Source organism: Pleionea sp. WD8-19, from assembly GCF_055326765.1.
In genome coordinates this window covers 11,094-29,137 of record NZ_JBUZOU010000023.1, presented here as the reverse complement: position 1 = coordinate 29,137, position 18,044 = coordinate 11,094, and the positions used below count along the sequence as shown (strand labels likewise).

Annotated in this window: 17 protein-coding genes; 2 read left to right on the top strand and 15 right to left on the bottom strand. The window is 43.6% G+C overall.

Annotation, left to right across the window (positions count from 1 at the left end; all coding sequences use genetic code 11):
- Positions 1–277: 277 nt before the first annotated feature.
- The gene (locus tag ACTUJY_RS19255) at positions 278–988 is read right to left on the bottom strand and encodes a substrate-binding periplasmic protein (protein WP_463617766.1); all 711 of its coding nucleotides are present in this window, start codon (positions 986–988) and stop codon (positions 278–280) included.
- Positions 989–1,216: 228 nt separating this feature from the next.
- On the opposite strand from ACTUJY_RS19255, the gene ACTUJY_RS19250 reads away from it, so the two are divergent.
- Complete coding sequence (locus tag ACTUJY_RS19250) at positions 1,217–3,478, top strand: TonB-dependent receptor plug domain-containing protein (protein WP_463617765.1); 2,262 nt, start codon at positions 1,217–1,219, stop codon at positions 3,476–3,478.
- Between the two features lie 2 nt (positions 3,479–3,480).
- On the opposite strand, the gene ACTUJY_RS19245 is transcribed toward ACTUJY_RS19250, so the two are convergent.
- Positions 3,481–3,822: a hypothetical protein gene (locus tag ACTUJY_RS19245; RefSeq protein WP_463617764.1), complete on the bottom strand. Its 342-nt coding sequence runs from the start codon at positions 3,820–3,822 to the stop codon at positions 3,481–3,483.
- 3 nt (positions 3,823–3,825) lie between these two features.
- Positions 3,826–4,734: a patatin-like phospholipase family protein gene (locus ACTUJY_RS19240; protein WP_463617763.1), complete on the bottom strand. Its 909-nt coding sequence runs from the start codon at positions 4,732–4,734 to the stop codon at positions 3,826–3,828.
- Between the two features lie 85 nt (positions 4,735–4,819).
- Here ACTUJY_RS19240 and ACTUJY_RS19235 point away from each other — a divergent pair, with 85 nt between their 5' ends.
- On the top strand, positions 4,820–5,443 hold the full coding sequence (locus tag ACTUJY_RS19235) for a DUF2799 domain-containing protein (RefSeq protein ID WP_463617762.1): 624 nt from the start codon (positions 4,820–4,822) through the stop codon (positions 5,441–5,443).
- Between the two features lie 23 nt (positions 5,444–5,466).
- On the opposite strand, the gene ACTUJY_RS19230 is transcribed toward ACTUJY_RS19235, so the two are convergent.
- The 12 genes from ACTUJY_RS19230 to ACTUJY_RS19175 all read right to left on the bottom strand — a co-directional run bounded on the left by ACTUJY_RS19230 (position 5,467) and on the right by ACTUJY_RS19175 (position 18,044).
- A complete protein-coding gene (locus tag ACTUJY_RS19230; protein WP_463617761.1) occupies positions 5,467–6,699 on the bottom strand; it encodes a beta-ketoacyl-ACP synthase in 1,233 nt (410 codons plus the stop codon).
- Entirely contained in the window at positions 6,696–7,427 is a 732-nt protein-coding gene (locus ACTUJY_RS19225) for a 3-ketoacyl-ACP reductase FabG2 (protein WP_463617760.1), read from the bottom strand. The genes ACTUJY_RS19230 and ACTUJY_RS19225 overlap by 4 nt, the downstream gene beginning before the upstream one ends.
- Complete coding sequence (locus ACTUJY_RS19220; RefSeq protein WP_463617759.1) at positions 7,424–7,909, bottom strand: ApeP family dehydratase; 486 nt, start codon at positions 7,907–7,909, stop codon at positions 7,424–7,426. The genes ACTUJY_RS19225 and ACTUJY_RS19220 overlap by 4 nt, the downstream gene beginning before the upstream one ends.
- Before the next feature lie 8 nt (positions 7,910–7,917).
- Positions 7,918–9,129 carry a beta-ketoacyl-[acyl-carrier-protein] synthase family protein gene (locus ACTUJY_RS19215; protein WP_463617758.1) on the bottom strand — a complete coding sequence of 404 codons (1,212 nt, stop codon included), beginning with the start codon at positions 9,127–9,129 and terminating at the stop codon, positions 7,918–7,920.
- Between the two features lie 15 nt (positions 9,130–9,144).
- On the bottom strand, positions 9,145–9,588 hold the full coding sequence (locus ACTUJY_RS19210; RefSeq protein WP_463617757.1) for a DUF3261 domain-containing protein: 444 nt from the start codon (positions 9,586–9,588) through the stop codon (positions 9,145–9,147).
- Positions 9,589–9,721: 133 nt separating this feature from the next.
- Positions 9,722–12,037, bottom strand: a complete 2,316-nt coding sequence (locus ACTUJY_RS19205) for an MMPL family transporter (RefSeq protein ID WP_463617756.1) — start codon at positions 12,035–12,037, stop codon at positions 9,722–9,724.
- 9 nt (positions 12,038–12,046) lie between these two features.
- A complete protein-coding gene (locus ACTUJY_RS19200) occupies positions 12,047–12,616 on the bottom strand; it encodes a LolA family protein (protein ID WP_463617755.1) in 570 nt (189 codons plus the stop codon).
- Complete coding sequence (locus ACTUJY_RS19195) at positions 12,606–13,025, bottom strand: acyl-CoA thioesterase (protein ID WP_463617754.1); 420 nt, start codon at positions 13,023–13,025, stop codon at positions 12,606–12,608. Before ACTUJY_RS19195 ends, ACTUJY_RS19200 begins: the two co-directional genes overlap by 11 nt.
- A complete protein-coding gene (locus tag ACTUJY_RS19190) occupies positions 13,018–14,565 on the bottom strand; it encodes an HAL/PAL/TAL family ammonia-lyase (RefSeq protein ID WP_463617753.1) in 1,548 nt (515 codons plus the stop codon). The genes ACTUJY_RS19195 and ACTUJY_RS19190 overlap by 8 nt, the downstream gene beginning before the upstream one ends.
- The gene (locus tag ACTUJY_RS19185; RefSeq protein WP_463617752.1) at positions 14,558–16,276 is read right to left on the bottom strand and encodes a glycosyltransferase family 2 protein; all 1,719 of its coding nucleotides are present in this window, start codon (positions 16,274–16,276) and stop codon (positions 14,558–14,560) included. Before ACTUJY_RS19185 ends, ACTUJY_RS19190 begins: the two co-directional genes overlap by 8 nt.
- Complete coding sequence (locus ACTUJY_RS19180; protein ID WP_463617751.1) at positions 16,273–16,632, bottom strand: ApeI family dehydratase; 360 nt, start codon at positions 16,630–16,632, stop codon at positions 16,273–16,275. The genes ACTUJY_RS19185 and ACTUJY_RS19180 overlap by 4 nt, the downstream gene beginning before the upstream one ends.
- Entirely contained in the window at positions 16,629–18,044 is a 1,416-nt protein-coding gene (locus ACTUJY_RS19175) for an AMP-binding protein (protein WP_463617750.1), read from the bottom strand. Before ACTUJY_RS19175 ends, ACTUJY_RS19180 begins: the two co-directional genes overlap by 4 nt.

The window sequence follows — 18,044 nt, the reverse complement described above, 5'->3', positions numbered from 1 at the left end:
CAAAGGTCCTGTACGATTGGGATATTGACACAAACAAGCGTTTGAAAAATATGGGTGAAAACCCCGCTTAAATAGGGGATTTCCCTTAGTTCGGTAATCTTAACGTCAGTGAGAAGAAAATCATTGACACCAATAACGAGTTAACCGACTGGATAAATGCAGTTGAATGTTGTTTAGAGTCTTGTTGAGAGAATGTTCAACCGGTGTGCGTCCAGTTGATATAAAAGTGAGTGATTTGTAGTTGATTTATTAAGGTGTGTTTGTCGAGTTGACTTTATTAAAGATGAGGCTTTTGCATCATTTTATAAGGACCAATGATCAAGTCAAACAAACCGCTGGACTTGACTTCATCCAACGCTTGTTTGGTTTTATTAACGATATCGTCGGACGTTTTATTGCCATATGCCATGTACAGTTTTTGAGGTGGGAGTTCTTTGATGGTGTACACTGCTCGAAAACGATCGCAATTAATACGTCGTGCTTTACAGTAGGTACTGATTCTTCCAAGAGTGACTGGGATAATGTCGTATTTTTGGGTGAACAAATTCGTAAATAATTCTTGCTCATTGTCGGCATAAACCAGCTTATTAAAACGATTATTTTTGAGCCAACCTGCTCTAAAGTCGCTGTTAATCACACCAACATTGTAACGTTTAGCATCTTCCAACGAGGTAATTTGAATGTCTTCTCTGTTGGCAAGCGCATAAAAGTGGTTTTGTACTTCGTAAAGCTCACCAACCCATTTGAAATGAGACTCTCGTTCGGGCGTTCTCACAATGCTGAAAATCAGTACGTTTTCATGTTTAAGTGCTTTGTTGTAAGCCACTGACCAATCATAAATGTTTAATTGGTAGTTCAGTTTTGCTCGCTTCATAACGGCATCAATTAAGTCAATTGTGACACCCGATACTTTGCCCTCTTTCATATAGTGAAGCGGTGCCGTGTCTTCGGCGACCACTTCAATGTTTGTCGCGAAGCTATCTGCCATGTTTAAAGTGCAGATTGAAAGTATGAATAAACGGGTCAAAAACGTCATTAAAATAAGCTTGGTAAACCTTCAAAGGATTAAGTGACAGGTAAAATATTTGAAAATTATGAGTGAGGAAAGGACAAAGTTCAAATATTAAGGTGCACATCGACTACGAATGAAGGTGGTGTGAGTCCTTTTTATTTCGATTATTGAATTAGGTTTTGAAATTCGCACGTTCAGCTTTTTATGTATAAATTTCATTTTGAACTATATTTTCAAGAACTTAACGCACAAGAAAATATTGGAGCACGCGATAATATGGTTGCCATTACATTGTATAGACGAGCCATTCTTTCGTCGATTCTTGCCGGGGCTTATGCAATCCATGCACAAGATGACACCTCGGATATCGGAAACATATCGCTTGAAGCGTTATTACACATTGATGTTGTAACGGCTTCCCGATCAAAAGAAAGCGCCTCTCAAGCGCCGGGAACCATCATGGTGATTCCGCGTTCGATGATTCAAGATCGCGGTTACCGCAATCTTGAAGATTTAATGCGTGATCTTCCGGGTGTCGAAAACCAAAAAGCGTCTGATCCTGTGCCGTATAATCGATTTTCAATTCGAGGGATTCAGGGCAATAACAAGTTCGTTGTATTGCTTGATGGTGTTCGAATCAGCTCACCAACTGGAGAGGAAGTGCCTATTGCTGATAACTTTCCATTGTATTACGCCAAACAAGTCGAAGTTGTGTTTGGGCCAGCCTCAGCACTTTACGGTGCCGATGCATTTACCGGTGTCATTAATATTATCACTGAGCCCGATTTACTGCAGTTGGTAGAAAATATTTCGTTGTCAGCCGGGAGTGAAAGTTACAAGCGCGGTTCGTTTTTGGTCGGTAGTTCGCTCGGTGAGGAAACGTACTTAACGATAGGTGCACATATCAGTCGAGACGATCACTCCGATTATCAAAAAGAGTATCCTGAGCATTATGTGTTGGGCGATTTAGTCGACTTTGGCGGGTTTACCATTATTAATGCGGAAGATCGAAACCGCCCCGAGTTTCCGACAGAAAGCGAGAGCCTTTATTTGAAGTTGCGCCATGGTGAAAAATTTCATATGGGATTCAACTACAGTATGTTTGAAAATCATTCAGGGTTAAGTACTCGACCTGAATACCAAGATTTTCGAAGCGATGCCATTTGGCGAACTCGACTGAGTAATTTTAATATGGGGTATGACTTCGATATCGATAATGAGATGTCTTCAAGTGTCCAACTTTCTTACTCTTTTTATGAAGTTGATCCGGAAACTAAATTTACCAACATTTTTGTCGGCTACGAAGATGGCTACAAATACGCAATGGGGAGTGAGTTCGAAATAGGTCAGCAGTTTTATATTGATACGAGTGATCAATCGAGTGTTATTTTAGGATATGTTTTTGAACAGTTTAAATCGATACCCAAAACAGGCGATCTACCAAAACCTTATGATCAAGATGTGGCTGCGACGGATCAAAATATGTTTTATATTGGCACTCAAGGTAATTTGCCTCTGCAAATATTTGAATTGAACTATCAATCTTATGGTGCTTTTGCTCAATACAAATATCAATTTTCGGATACGCTGGTCGGTGTCGGTGGTATCCGATTTGATAAAAGCACTTCGTACGGAGCTACAACAAATCCTAGAGCCGGAATTGTATGGACAGCGAGCGATACGTTTATCATTAAAATTTTATACGGTGAAGCCTTCTTAGCGCCGTCGCCCAAAAGTGCCTATGAAAACTTTGGTGGATTTGTACCGGTACCCGACAATAATGGTATTTATCAAAGCGGTTTTTTTCATGTACCTAATCCTGATTTAAAGCCGGAGGAAATGAAAACCTTTGAGGTTAATGTGAATTATCGAGTGACCGAAAACTTTAATTTATCTGCAACCTTCTATCAGGAACAAGTTGATAACTTAATACTGAAGTCACCCACAAATCCCACGCAGTCCGATTTTGTACCCGGAGGTAATATTGCTTTCACTCAATCCAATCAAAATACTGGAGAGGTGGATGCGAGTGGCGTAGACATCAGTTTTCTGTATCAAAACGAATTTTCATTTGGAAGCTTACAACTTTTTGGAAGCTTGAGTGTCATAGAAGGCGACGTAACTGCAGATGGTGTGAAAACGGATTTACCATTCACATCGGATCAAAAAGCCAAACTTGGCGCAACCTATAAATCAAATAACTTTTACATCACACCAACCGCCTATTATTACGACGATACTCATGCGAATGAAAGTGGAAGTAATATTGGGCAAGTTGTCGAATCTTATCATTTAATTAATGTTTATTCGGGCTATAAAAACCTGTTTGGTCAGGGCGAACTCTTTTTTAGAATAGAAAATTTATTGGACGAAAAATATTACAACGCTGGGCTTGGAGATTTTGACTTTATTTCTGTACCGCAAGACACACGCAGATTTGTATTGGGAGTGAATTATCCTTTGTAAGCTCAAATTGGTATTTTAGTGAGCTGCGCAATACGAGCGTGTGACTCAAACAGACCAACGGCGGTTGCTTTCGAATGATCGGTTAGATCGACAACGATCAATTTGCCCAGGAAGTCGAGTGTGTTGGCATTGAGTTGCTTACCGGGAATGGATTTCTTTTGAAATCCACCGCCTTGATGCTCTTCCCATTGATAGTAGACCTGGTAACTGTCGTTCGTTTTGGTGATAGTGAAACAAGTTTGGTAAAGGCCATCCCATTTGCCACACCATTTACCAGTAAAGGGAATATCTTCGGCGAAGGCGGTACTGCACATAATCAGTATTGTAAGTAATCGCTTTTTCATAAGTTAACGCAAGAGCTCCAATTGTTCGATATTACGGATGACACACTGTTCGCCTTCGGAAATAATTTCTGCTGCTTTATCGGTTTCTAAAAATCCAATGTGTGATAAACGTGGATTAAACATGACTTCGGCCGGATCGCCTGCCAAGCGACTGCGCGTGATGCGATCTTGCATAATATTTACTGTACAAGAAATCACGTCCATGATCCCGGGCGTATATTCTTTGCTGCGATTGGCAAATGGCAACCGCTCGTTGATGGTTTGTTTTAAAATACTGCCGACCTTACCTAATACGGTATTATCGAGTTTGAGCAAACCGTTGCGCTGTTCTTTGGCTTTAGCTGTCTTGGGTTGCAGTAAATCGTGATTGAGGTTAATGCCAATAATATGCGTTGCACCCATGGCACGACACACGGATACGGGAACAGGGTTGACGATGCCCCCATCCACTAACCATTGAGACTCGCGTTTGACCGGTGATAACAAACCTGGGTAAGCGCCGGATGCGCGTACGGCATCCCAGATGGAGCCTTCAGTGATCCAGATTTCTTTACCGGAGTGCATATCACAAGCAATCGCCGCAAAAGGAATGGGTAAATCTTCAATGCGATAATCGCCAAATTCGTTCTTTAAAAAGCGAATAAATTGCTCGCCATCGGCAATACCACCGCTCGCAAAAAGATTAATGTCGAGATGGCGCAAAATTTTTGTGGTGGTCTGTTCTAGAAACCAGGATTCCAGCGCACTCATATGGCCGGTGACGTAAGCGGCGCCCACCAATGCGCCCATAGACGTTCCGCAAATAACGTCGGGGCGAATATTTTCCCGATACAATGCTTTTATTACTCCAAAGTGGCTCAATCCACGGGCTGCGCCGCTGCCGAGAGCCAATCCAATCTGCTTTTTTGTCATGGTGTCTGTTATTAGAGACGAGTTGAGGCGTTGCGTTATATTCTATACTCTATTGCAAATAAATAAACACTCTGGAATTGAGGTTATGCTTTACGCTTTACGGTTTTGGGCTTTGTTCGTTGGAGCGACTTTACTGGCGGGTTGTGCGACTTTGTCAAAAGATGAATGCCATACGGCTGACTGGAACCTGATTGGTTTTGAAGATGGCTCGCGAGGGTACAGTAACAGTCGGATCAGTCAACATCGTCAAGCGTGTGCCGAGTATGGTGTTACACCCAATATGCAGCAATACCTCGCTGGGCATAAGAGTGGAATGCGTCAATATTGTGTACCGGCGAATGCGTTTCATCTCGGAAAAAGAGGCGGCAACTGGCATGGAAGTTGTCCGGCAGACTTGAAAAAGTCGTTTCTTGCAGCGTATAAACAAGGCAAAAAAGTGCATGGTTTACTGGCTGAAATTGAACACCTACAGCGTGATATTGATGTTCTACACGAAGAGCAAAGTTCGCTTCAAAAGGAATTGGAAAGCAATGAAGCCATGATCGTTTCGGATAATACTTCGCCCAGGCTTCGTCGCGAATTGTTGGTTCAAAATCGTAAAATTGAACAATTGATGGCCGAAAAAGAATACACCATGTTGGAGATAGAACGCGCCATCAGCCGTTTGGCGCGACAAGCCGACTCATTGAGTGCGCGTTATTCACATTAAAAAGGTGTGCCAAAAAGTGGACCTTATTGCCAACGCTTAAAGATCAGCGAGGTGTTGATTCCGCCAAAAGCAAAGTTATTCGACATGACATACTCGACTTGTTGATTAAACCCTGCGGGATCTTGTATGTAATGGAGTTCACCGCATTCCGGGTCGACGTTTTGCAAATTGCAGGTTGCTGCAAACCAATCTCGATTCATCATTTCGATCGTCAACCAGGCTTCAAGCGCACCGCAAGCACCCAGCGTGTGCCCGAAGTAACTTTTTAACGAACTGATGGGCATGTGTTTTCCGAACAATCGAGAAGTGGCCTGGGACTCAGCAACGTCACCGCGATCGGTCGCTGTACCGTGTGCGTTAACATAGCCAATGTGTTGTGGCGAAATATTGGCATCTTCGAGAGCGAGTTGCATGGCAACTTGCATGGTATCGGCCGCAGGTTGGGTGATATGTTGGCCATCGGAGTTAGTTCCAAAACCCACCACTTCGGCGTAAATTTTTGCACCGCGAGCTTGGGCGTGCTCTAAATCTTCCAGAATAAAGCTGCAGGCCCCTTCACCAATAACCAGTCCATCGCGATCGCGATCAAAAGGGCGCGGTGTGGTTTTGGGGGAGTCATTGCGGGTACTGGTGGCAAATAAGGTGTCGAATACGGCGGCTTGCGTAACGCACAGCTCTTCGGCGCCACCGGCGACCATATAGGTTTGTTTTCCGTTTTTGATGGCTTCGTAAGCGTAACCGAGCCCTTGGCTGCCAGAAGTGCAAGCGCTGCTGGTGGTGATTACCCGGCCTTTTAGCTCAAAAAAAACACCGATATTGACTGGAGCCGTATGGCTCATCATTTCAACATAAGAAGTGGAGTTGAAACCCTGCATATTATGGTTTTTTAGAAGGTTGCCAAATACAGCGATTGGCTTGGTTGAGCCGGAAGACGAGCCGTATGACACGCCCATTTTTCCATGTTTAATTTCATCGTTGTCCAATAAGCCGGCGTTGGCTAAAGCCAACTCCGTCGCGCGTGTTGCCATAAGAGAAACCCGTCCCATAGAACGCACTTTTTTACGTGGATAATGCTTTGGCTTTTTAAAGTCGGTAATAGGAGCGGCAAGCCTTGTGTGCAAATCGTCGATGTCATCCCAGTCGGTCATGTGAACAACGGCATTTTCACCGAGTTTGAAACGATCAAAAATGACATCCGGTTGATCGCCAAAAGCGGTCAAACCAGCCATACCGGTGATGGCGACACGTCGTGTCATACCATGCCTCCGTTTACACTGATCACTTGTCGCGTGATGTAGGCAGCGCCGTCCGAGAAAAGGTAGTTCACTAGGCTGGCAATTTCATCGACCTCTCCAGTGCGCTGCATTGGAATCAATTTCATGGCTTCGGTTTTTACTTCTTCGGGTAACATTTCGGTTTCGATCAAGCCTGGAGCGACGCAATTCACGGTAATTTTTCGTTTCGCCAACTCAAGAGCCAGCGCTTTGGTGGCACCAATTATGCCTGCCTTGGAGGCCGAGTAATTGACCTGCCCTCGGTTGCCGGCAATACCGGAAACTGATGCCATTGTGACAATTCGGCCACCTTGTCGAAGCCGGATCATGGGCATCATTAATGGATGCAGTACATTATAGATGCCATCGAGATTGGTATGGATCACGGAATCCCACTCATCTTCACTCATAGCGGGAAAGGCGGTATCGCGCGTGATACCAGCATTGCAAACAACGCCGTAAAATGCTCCATGGTTGTCGACGTACTGCTCCAGTACTTCGCGACACTGGGCGCGATCGGAAATATTAAATTGCAGCAGATCAGCGTGTGCTCCCGACTCTTCGATAGCGGCTTTGGTTTGTTCTGCACCCTTTATGTCGCTGTTGTAATGAACCGTAACTGCAAATCCGGATTTTCCCAGATGCTTGGCGATGGCCTGACCGATCCCTTTGCTGGCGCCGGTTACCAAAACTTTGCGAGCTGCTGTCATTGTGTTGATCCTTGTGGTGTCTGTTGTTTTAAAAACTCATCAATATTGGGTGGTGAAAACACATTGATATTGGCGGTGGCGATTTCATGCTCGCCTTTGCTCATTGTGCACTTAAAAGATCCTAGGCCATTGTCTTCTTGGTAAAGTTTAATCACTTTAATTTGGTACTCATGACCCAATGGAAAACAGCTTTCGCTGCTTTCGTACTTTCGCGTGCCTAATAAAAAGCCGACTTTTACGGGTTGTTGATGGCGCAACTCCTGAAATCCGGCATAAGCGGCAATGGTTTGTGCCATCATTTCCATTCCCACCCAAGAAGGAATACCTTGCATTTTATCATTATAGAAAAGGCTGTCTTTACCTATCGTTACTCTAGCCGTTAACTGGTGTTCATCGGCATCGATGGCTTCATCGATCAAAATCATAGGATGTGCATGAGGGAGCAGCTGCTCCATCGAGTAGGGGACGGCGTTAACGGACATTGGAGTACTCATGAATTGCGACCCAAAATAATACAGGCATTGCTGCCACCAAAGGCAAAAGACGTGCTCATTAAATGGATAGCATCTTGTTCGGGTAGTGTACAAGCTTGGTCGAGCGTTGTGAGCCGAATAGGGCTTAAATCGGGGTCGCGATCGCCACTGAAAACATGCGGTGGTAGAAGCTTGCTCTTGTTGTGCTTTGATAGTGTTAGCCATAGGAATGCGGCTTCAAGCGCGCCTGCCGCACCTAAAGTGTGTCCAACCAGAGCTTTGGTGGAGCTGCAAGGAAGTGTGTTACCAAATATTCGATAGACGGCTTTCGATTCCATCGCGTCATTTTTTCGGGTAGCAGTGCCGTGCAAATTAAGATAATGAATCGCTTGTGGCGCTAACTTGGCATCAATAAGTGCCGCTTGAATGGCAGCTTCTGCACCGCGTCCTTCCGGCTCGGGAGCGGATATGTGGTGAGCGTCAGAACTTTCGCCAGTTCCTTTTAAAACGATGTCCGCGGGCGCTGAAGAAACTACAAAAAGAGCGGCTCCTTCACCAATATTGATGCCATTGCGATGTTTACCCATGGGATCACAGCGTTCATCACTGACCGATTCCAGTGCGGTAAAGCCATTGATAGTTAACCGACACAATGAGTCGGCACCACCAATAATGGCTGCATCACACACGCCGCTGGCAATCAGTCGTTGAGCACTGGCGAACACTTTCGCACTGGATGAACACGCTGTAGAAACCGTATACGCGGGACCAGAGAGTTGAAGGTATTCACGTAAAAAGAGTGCGGAAGTGCCAATCTCCTGTTGTCGATAATGGAATGACTGCGGCATCTCACCGTGTTCCAGTTGATACGCTAATCCGAGCTCACCCTCTAATATGCCCGATGTGCTGGATCCCAAAATGACAGCGATACGATCAACACCGTATTGGGTTTTAAGGGATTGGATACTGGGCATTATTTGATCCGCCACGTGTTTTAGCAGACGATTATTCCGACAGTTAAACGTGCTAAGCGAATCAGGAATGGGCTCCAGTGGGGACAATACTTTGCCTACAAAGACGGACTTATCAGGTAACCAACCGGCTTCGCACTGCATGCCTGGGCTGCTTCCTGCAAACAGGTGACGTGATACTTCCGCTTGACCACTGCCCAAAGCGCACACGATCGCCACATCGTGAATACCCAGTTGTTGCCGTTTTGTGCTTGCCATACTGACACTACCGTTTCAATGTTGGATGCTGATTTCTATTGACAGCTCGGAGTCTAAAGGCGTGTATTTTACCGAGGTGAGCACCTGATTTTCAAAGTGATAATCAATTTGCAGTGCTGAAACCCGATCACATCGGATGTTTCGCTGCGCTGTTTTCTGTTCAAGCTGGCAGCCGTGTTGCAGGTTTTGTTCAATCATTTCTGTTGGCCAAAATATCAATTGCAAACTTTCCATCAACCAAGAGTGTGGGATTGGTAATTCGCTGGGTATGCGTTTTTGGTACAGCAATTGATTGTTTCGGAGCTGTAAGTCAAATAACGGAATACCAATGTCAGACAAAGCGACCATTGTGATGGCTTGCCCGGTGGTTTGCCCCTGGAAAATCAACGATTGCTGTTGATGCTGATAATTGAAATGAACCAAATGAGAGAATTCTTCTAAGGTAACTTGATGATTCATCGCTAACCATTGTTTTAAGAAGTGGCGCTCAGGTGGTTTTGGTGGCCGAGTTTGGCAAGCCAACAAAGTGCTCAGAAATAGGCAGAAAAATAGGTTGCGGAAAAATAATATCACGAGACTTATTCTGAAACGATTAATTGCGGCTCAGTGTAACAGGAGCTAGCAGATAAACAATCACAATACCAATACAAATCACAATACCAAAAGAGGCTAAAGCATGGGTGGCACTGAAGGAGAGCAACCCGAAAGCCAGTAATGTTGTGACGGCGGAAAGACTGGCGGCTAATAGGGCAGGCTTGACTTCGCCTTTGGATTCATTAAGAAACAAGCTGAAATCGATTCCTACGGCCAATACTAAAATCGTTGCTAATAAATGGAACAAATTAAGTGCGACGCCAAACAATGACAGCAACAAGAGCGTTGCCGTAATTGCGGTAAGCGAAGGGAGTACTGTGGCAAAACCTTTCTTAACCCCGTATCGCCAACAAAATAGCAACGTTACTAATAAATAAGCTCCCGACAAATAAGTAATGGCTAACCGACGAAACTCACCAAACAGGCGATTGATGTTGCCGACTTTGTCATACCAGACGATATTGTTCGAATGAAAGGTGTTGGCGAGGTTGATATCAGCAGGGGCATCCAGCTGGATCTGGCTGTACCAAAGATCATCGATTTGACCGATTAACAAGTGTGAAAAGGGAGAGGATTGAATCAGTGATGGTAAATCTTCTTCGTAGCTTTCGGTTATGGGTTTTGACATTTGCGTCAGCGCTTGGGCAATAATGTTGGGCTGCAAACCAAATTCCAGTAGCACTTTTTCCGCAATGTTTGATTGAACCACGTGCTGATTGAACGAAGCATGATTGGCTTGCAAAACCTCTTTCGCAGGGATCAGTTTTGAAAGTGCAAAAATTTGACGAATTGATTCGGATTTTTGTGATTGCTTCAGTTGGGTTAATGCTTCTTTCTCTCGTAAGAGTAGCTCCGATAACGTTGGTGCGCGCAGTAAAATAAATCCGGTATGTCGCCGACTGTCGCTCAGTTGTTGCAACTGTACTTGACGTTGTTCCAACTCTGGAAATTCGATGCGTAATAAACGAATGTCATCGTTACTGCGAATAGGGAAGAGCACCAGCGCCAGCAATAACAACAAAAATAAAGCAGTAACCCCGCCAAAAACGTTTAAGTGTTTTTTATACAAATGCAACATCGGATGCTGGATAGAGAAAACCCGAGGTGTAGAGATTGGTGCTGTCATTGTACCGAGCCAACAATAAACACTGGCAAACGCACCCAATAGACCGCCCATCGCAAATATTGAAAGTTGCATCAACGCCGGAAAATTCGTGAAGTAAAGTGATGCGAATCCGCAAAGGCTGGTGAATAAGCCAAGACTGATCGCTGTGCGAATATGGTGTAATGTTTTTTTTCCGCTTACTCGATTGATCCGTTGGTACGCAAAAAAGTGAAAAACGTAGTCGATTGCGATACCGATCACGCTGGCACCAAAAACCAAAGTTAATATATGAATACGACCCAATACCAAGAGCGAAAGGGAAAACGCAATAAGGGTTCCACTGGTTAGGGCAAGTAGTGCCCAAAACATGGGTGTTAAACTTCGAAAACACAGCAAAAATAGTAATAGTATACCCAGTAAAGAAACACTGCCGATGGTCGAAATTTCTTGTTGGGCTTGTGTACGAGATTGTGCAGCGTGTTGAATAACGCCAAGCGAAGACAGTGATACTTTATGTTCGCTGGCTAACTTTTCGAATTGTTGTTCCAGAAGATGAAATTGGCTTTGTAACTCTGACCCAAAAACAGAACCTTTTAATGCCAAGGTTAAAATTAGAAATACTTTCTGTTCTTGTTGAACGATAGGATAACCGCGCTCTATGACAAAAGGGGACCTTGGCAATTGCCGTTGTATATAATGTTCGAATAACCCAAAAGGATCGTCTGCAAAACGGTTGCTGGTACCCAGCGATAACGCATCGGCAAAATTCTGCTGCAAGCGTTGATTAAAAAGTTGTTTAATATTTTCTGGCTTCTGGTTTAATAATACCGGCTTTTCTTGTAAGTGAAGCAGCTCCTGAGTATCGGTATCAAGTAAACCGTAACGATAATCGAATAACTGATGGAAAAAAGAATCTGGCGGTCGCTGTTTATGCAGGGCTAACCATGAATGTTGTTTGATCTCTGACGCTAGCTTATCGGCAACATCGAGCAACGCCGTCTTTTGCTTACCTTCTAACAACACCAGCACCTTATTTTCGTCGTTTGCTAGCGCTTTAGCGGCGGCTTGTTGAAAGCCTGGAGCAATGTCAACATCGGGGATAATGGTAAAAATATCCGTTTCCAGTGCTTGACCTTGGTACAGCCGATATCCGCTGAAGATAATTGCAGCGGTTATGATAAAGGTCCAGAGTAAGGCAAGTGCGCGCATTTGGAATTATTAAGGAAGCGCTGGATATTGAAAGTAGATTTCAGTGCGGTCGCCAGAGGTTTCTTCAATCATAACTTTCTCAACTAACTGACTGCCGCTTAACACAAATCGAGCCATTCTATTTTGGGTATCTGCATTTTTTTCTTTGAGAGATATTTGCCACTGGCAAGTGTCATTTCTTATACTCAAATCAAAACTGTTTTGTAATTTTTCAAAATTTCCTGCCATGGCATGCAGTAGGGTTGCCAGCAACTGACTATAGGAATTGTCACTCATGCGAGCAATCAGTTGCGGTGATTCGTTTTGCTTGTTTCGAAAGATGGACTCTTCATTAATGGTGTATTTAACCCAGATGGGTTTCAGTTGTTGCCAAGAAAGTTCGTTGCCATTGATTTGAAACTCGCCACTGGTAATTACGGGGCGTGTTAAAATGGCGATGTGTTTTTCTTGCTTAAACTGCCCTTTGAGTTGTGAGCCAACCGATATGCATTGAGAAACTTGCGACAAGGCATTTTGATCACTCGCACAGAGGTTCCCGAAAAATGCCAAACACATTGCAATTGCAAGTTTATTGATCATTGAGCGCACTTTCCACGTTTTTGATCACCACATCGGGTGAGTTGAATTCAAGTTCGCGAGTCGTATTGTTTATGGCAACTTGTGTTGTTTGTCCTTTGGTTAACACGGTGCCTTTCTGATCACGAATACGATAGTCAATACGTATTCGATTTTCGTACTCGATCAGTGTTGCGGTAACGGTTACGGTTTGATCGTAATACAAAGAGCCAACATATTTTACTCTAACATCAACGATTGGCCAGATGTATCCAGACTTCACCATGTCTGGATAATCGTATTGAAACTTTTTTAACAGCTCGCAGCGAGCGATTTCAAAGTATTTTATGTAATGGCCGTGCCAAACAATACCCAGTTGATCGATATCATGAAAGGGAGGGGTGACTTCGACACTGGCTGATAATTTATTCATACAGATTAAAGTACTCCTGTTGTACATGAAGCAACAATTTGCGTAAATCATGTTCCATCATTCGATCCTCGTCGATGTAGTCGACTAATGTGTCTACCTGGCTGACCGTTTCTTTAACATCATCCGTAAGAGTATTAAGGTCCAGTTGGTTGTCTTTGACGCGTAAATGAATGCCTTGAACCGCTGACCATAAAACAGCCGATGCGACTTGTTCGGTTAACTCAAGTACGCGCATGCAGTCACGTGCAGCAATGGTTCCCATGCTGACTTTATCCTGGTTATGGCATTCGGTGGAGCGAGAAAACACCGACGCGGGCATGGTCAGTTTTAAAGCTTCCGCTGTCCAAGATGACACGCCAATTTGTACCGCTTTAAATCCGTGATTAATCGGTGAGCGGTGTTCGGGTGCTCCGGATAAATTAGACGGTAAACCGTGATTAAATCGCTGGTCAACTAACAATGCCATCTGTCGATCCATCAAGTCGGCCAAATTGGCGATGCAGTTTTTCATTGAATCCATCACAAAGGCAATGTGCCCACCGTAAAAGTGACCACCGTGTAAGACATGCTCACCTTCACCATCAATAATGGGATTATCATTGGCACTGTTTAATTCATTTTCTATATCGCGTTTCATCCATGGCAAGGCGTCGGCTAAAACGCCAATGATGTGAGGCGCACATCGTATCGAATAACGATCCTGCAATCTCGCGGAATTGCGAGGATGTTCGTGATGATTCAAGTCGATGCGTATGCGTTCTGCTGTTTTTTGTTGCCCCTGATGCGGCTTGACAGAAAATAAAATGTCGTCGAAATGCGCACTGTTACCGAGCAACGCGAGTGACGACAAGGACGTGATTCGAGTGCTGAGTCGCATTAAGTACTCTGCGCGTTTCCATGCAATGCAAGCAATCGCCGTCATAACCGCAGTGCCATTCATAATGGCAAGACCTTCTTTAGGTGCCAATTTTATTGGTTCGATGTTTAAGGCTTTATAAACTTCGGCGATGGGCTTTTGTTCTCCTTGATACAGTGCATCGCGCTCTCCGATAAGCGCAGCTCCGACATAAGACAAAGGCGTTAAATCACCACTGGCACCCACTGAGCCTTCTTCTGGGATTAAAGGAAGAATTTGATGGTTGATCAGTTGGGTAAGTTGCTCCAGTAACTCCCAGCGTACACCGGAAAAACCTTGAGAAAGCGAACATAAACGCGTTGCTAGAATGGCCAATGTTTGTGGCTCAGTAAAATAACGTCCCATACCACAACCATGATACCGAGTTAAGTGTACCGGAAGCTCATGCACCAAATGAGCGGGAACATTAACGGTACAGGAGTCACCATAGCCGGTAGTGACACCGTATATCACACCGTCTTCCTTGAGCAGCTTTTCCAGAAACTCAGCGCCTTTTCGGATCTTTTTTTGAAAATCATCGTTCGCTGATAATCTTACTTTGTGATTACCGTTAGCAATGTTGACTATATCCTCAATGGTAATGGCATTATCACCAAAACTTATCAGGACTTTTTGTTTACTCATGTTTGTGTACCTGTAATGATAACTCAGTGGTTGTTATTTGGTTATGTTGCCAAAAGTCAAAGAAATTAAACCACTGATAGGGCGCTTTCTCACAATAACTTTCAAGTCTATCGGCGTAAACTTGCGCCAGATTTTTCAGTTGTTGCTGTCGAGTTTTGCGTTTTAATTGAATGCCGTCGGTTAGTTTGTCGAGGTGGAAGTCGTAACCGGTGGCGGTTTTGATAAAGCAGAAACTGAATACAGGGCACTCCATTAATCCAGCGAGGAGAAATGGTCCTCGGTTGAGCAGTGCTGTTTCACCTAAAAACGTTACTGGTAGATCCGTTGACGGTAATTGTTCATCTCGCCTGTCTGCCGCAATAACGATAATTTCACCCTGATCGATGCGTTGTTTTAAGTCAATGGCTGTGTCAATGCCAAAATCTTTAATGTGTATTAATCTTTGTTTGGCGTCACTAGAAATAGATTCCAACGCCGAATTAAACATGCCAGAATGCTCGTAATCAACAACAAAGTTGATCGGGATATCGGCGTATTTTGCGGAAATTGCACGACCCATATCGATATTGCCAACATGACTTAAAAAAAATAAGGCGCCTTTTTTCGATTCACGAATTTTCTGTAAGTCATGCTCATTGGCAAAATTTAAGTCGTCCAAATGTACTTTTCCAGACCAAGCTGGAAATTTATCGGCGTTGATGACACCAAATTGATAAAAATGTTGGAATGCTTGCCAAAAGCCCGGTTGGCTTTCAAATAAATCGCGCTGACTTCTCCGGTGTAGGCGACGTAAATACGCTAAAGAAACCCGCCTTTGCACGGGGGAGGTGACTAGAAAGTAAAAGATAATGGGGTAAAGTAATAAATAGACGGGTTTTAAACCAAACCATTGGTAGCACTTTAGCAATAAGTTAATACCCAACCGAGAACCTTTTTCTTTTCGCTGTGCGGTTAAATGGGTAGGTTTGTTTTTTCGTTTCAGCTTTCGAGTCAACAACATTGGCGCTCGCCAAAGCATGCCAAAGAACAGGCGCGTGTGCATTTTGCTAATTAACACATTATCGCGCCATGGTTGAAAGTGAGATTCGCCATCTTCTGGGTAAATGACGCGTGTCGGCTGATTGATAATAGCAACACCATCCCAATATAATTTCACTAAAATTTCGGTATCAAAATCCATGCGTTTACCAATTGAGTGGCGCTTTATCGTTTTCAGAACGGGCTGCAAAGGATAAACTCGAAATCCGCACATGGAGTCTTTAATAGTGAAAGATAAACACTCAATCCAGACCCAGACGTGAGTCAAATAGCGAGCGTAGAAACGATGTTTAGGAACACTCTTGTCAAATTGCGGGATACCACAAATCAATGCATCTGGGTGTTGATTGGCTGAAGCGATAAATGTATCGATATCGTCCAGGTTGTGTTGGCCATCCGCATCAACTTGCAATGCATGGCTAAAATTTAATTCAGCGGCACGATAAATTCCGGTTATCACTGCACCACCTTTGCCTTGGTTTTCACTGTGCTCGACCAGTTCAACCGAAGAGTATCGGTTTGCAATATCACGCAAAGTATCGGTAGTGGTTTGATCCGAACCATCATTTACCAAAATTACCGGATAACGTTTTTCATGGATCTTGGCCACAGTAGACTCAATCATTCGATAATGATTGTAAACTGGGATTACAATGCAGGGCGAAAATTTCATTCGACTTTAATGACCTGTTCAATGATGCCAGAAGATAAAGGCTGGCTTTCATCGGCATTGTGATAACTGAAAACCAATTGCTTTTTTTCTGCTTTAAATTGCAACGCCAAAACAACTTGATTGCCAGGCAAAATGAGTTCTTTAAACTTTATCTGCTTAAGTGATTGGCATTGTATTTCAAACGGCCAAAATTTTTGCGCCAACTCAATAGACCATTGTGTTTGTACTACACCGGGTAAGATTGGCGCTTCAGGAAAGTGACCTTGTAGATAAACAATGTCTGATGTTATAGAAAGCAGTAGCTTTACCTGTTGGTCACTGCGCTCGATTTCCTGGTAATCGGGTAGTCGTTTCATGGCTTGTCCTTGAATAAATTTTCTAATGCACTGACGGTGGTTTTACCTTGTTCATTAACAGGAAAGTCGTTCACAAAGCGCCACTTTCTCGGTAATACCACTTTTTCTAAGTGAGCATTGAGTTCATGCTTGAGTCGCTGAACCAGTGACAATTTACCATTGGCTAATAATGTATGACCTTCTTGCGTTAAAACAATCACACAACCTAATGCTTTACGTTTACCGGGTGCTATGATGACTTTCGCTGATTGAACGCAGTCAGATTGCATCAGTAGTTGTTCAACTTGGTCCAGAGATATTCGCTTTTCTTCAATCTTAACGATGCGATCAATCCGGCCTAGCAGTTCGAATTGCCTCTGATCGAGTATACGAACCTTGTCACCCATTATGAATTGATTATCGTGAGTATCAATAAAAGGTGAAGATACGCACAGCTGATTTTGATCACCAATGGTTGTAACGGATACATCCTTGAAGCATTGCCAAAAGCCGCTTTGGTTGTTCGGAAACCTTTGTCGCCAAGCAACACCTCCGGTTTCGGTACTACCGAAAACTTCAATTGGGCATAGATTGAGTCGATTAAAGTAAAGCTCAGCGGTTTCTAAAGTCAACGGGCCACCAGAGCTAAAAATGAGGCCCAAACGTTGGGTGAGTAATTTGGGAGTAAGGATATCGCCAATACGATGAAGATGTGCAGGACTGCTGACCAAATGTAATTGGGAATATTGCTGTGCTAACGCGTCTATTTGCTCTGGGTATTCCACTCGTTCACTGCAAAATAAGCGTTTGGAAGTAAATGGCCAGAGTAAACGAAATAACAACCCATAAATATGTTGATGTGAAACAGTACTAACACATAAACTATTGAGAAGCTCCTCACCCCATGTATTTTGCAATGTTTGCACTTCTTGCAACAAATGACTGAGTTTTTTAGAAACGGGCTTCGCATTACCGGTGGAGCCCGAAGTAAAAAACGTGAGTTTAACATCGTACATGGTTAATGAAGTTGTCGAAATCTCTGTTTTAGAAGTTTCGAGTAGCTTTGCAATGTTTTGATGAGGTGATGATAAAAATTCATCACCTAGCGCATTATCGAATTGACCGGCTAGGTTAATAATCGTACCTTGTTGGCCGTTGGGAGGCAGTATGATGTGTTTGTTATTTGCAGCAAGTGCAATAAAACTCAGTAAAAAATAATAGCTATTCTCGGTGAATAATAACCAACGTTGATGTTCACTTTTTGAAACTAATTCATTAATACAAAGTAAATCTCGATAAAACTGTGAATAACCAATTGGATTGTTTTTATGCAGAGCTATGATATGGTTCGCATTGGTCGCCATTAACTTGCTCCACCAAACATGGGTATGAGGTAATAAAGCGGGGCAAGCGCTGGATGTTAAACTATTCAT

Coding starts and splice junctions, on each gene's coding strand:
- ACTUJY_RS19255 (WP_463617766.1), bottom strand. CDS start 988: ATGGCAGATAGCTTCGCGACAAACATTGAAGTGGTCGCCGAAGACACG.
- ACTUJY_RS19250 (WP_463617765.1), top strand. CDS start 1,217: ATGTATAAATTTCATTTTGAACTATATTTTCAAGAACTTAACGCACAA.
- ACTUJY_RS19245 (WP_463617764.1), bottom strand. CDS start 3,822: ATGAAAAAGCGATTACTTACAATACTGATTATGTGCAGTACCGCCTTC.
- ACTUJY_RS19240 (WP_463617763.1), bottom strand. CDS start 4,734: ATGACAAAAAAGCAGATTGGATTGGCTCTCGGCAGCGGCGCAGCCCGT.
- ACTUJY_RS19235 (WP_463617762.1), top strand. CDS start 4,820: ATGCTTTACGCTTTACGGTTTTGGGCTTTGTTCGTTGGAGCGACTTTA.
- ACTUJY_RS19230 (WP_463617761.1), bottom strand. CDS start 6,699: ATGACACGACGTGTCGCCATCACCGGTATGGCTGGTTTGACCGCTTTT.
- ACTUJY_RS19225 (WP_463617760.1), bottom strand. CDS start 7,427: ATGACAGCAGCTCGCAAAGTTTTGGTAACCGGCGCCAGCAAAGGGATC.
- ACTUJY_RS19220 (WP_463617759.1), bottom strand. CDS start 7,909: ATGTCCGTTAACGCCGTCCCCTACTCGATGGAGCAGCTGCTCCCTCAT.
- ACTUJY_RS19215 (WP_463617758.1), bottom strand. CDS start 9,129: ATGGCAAGCACAAAACGGCAACAACTGGGTATTCACGATGTGGCGATC.
- ACTUJY_RS19210 (WP_463617757.1), bottom strand. CDS start 9,588: ATGAATCATCAAGTTACCTTAGAAGAATTCTCTCATTTGGTTCATTTC.
- ACTUJY_RS19205 (WP_463617756.1), bottom strand. CDS start 12,037: ATGCGCGCACTTGCCTTACTCTGGACCTTTATCATAACCGCTGCAATT.
- ACTUJY_RS19200 (WP_463617755.1), bottom strand. CDS start 12,616: ATGATCAATAAACTTGCAATTGCAATGTGTTTGGCATTTTTCGGGAAC.
- ACTUJY_RS19195 (WP_463617754.1), bottom strand. CDS start 13,025: ATGAATAAATTATCAGCCAGTGTCGAAGTCACCCCTCCCTTTCATGAT.
- ACTUJY_RS19190 (WP_463617753.1), bottom strand. CDS start 14,565: ATGAGTAAACAAAAAGTCCTGATAAGTTTTGGTGATAATGCCATTACC.
- ACTUJY_RS19185 (WP_463617752.1), bottom strand. CDS start 16,276: ATGAAATTTTCGCCCTGCATTGTAATCCCAGTTTACAATCATTATCGA.
- ACTUJY_RS19180 (WP_463617751.1), bottom strand. CDS start 16,632: ATGAAACGACTACCCGATTACCAGGAAATCGAGCGCAGTGACCAACAG.
- ACTUJY_RS19175 (WP_463617750.1), bottom strand. CDS start 18,044: ATGAATAGTTTAACATCCAGCGCTTGCCCCGCTTTATTACCTCATACC.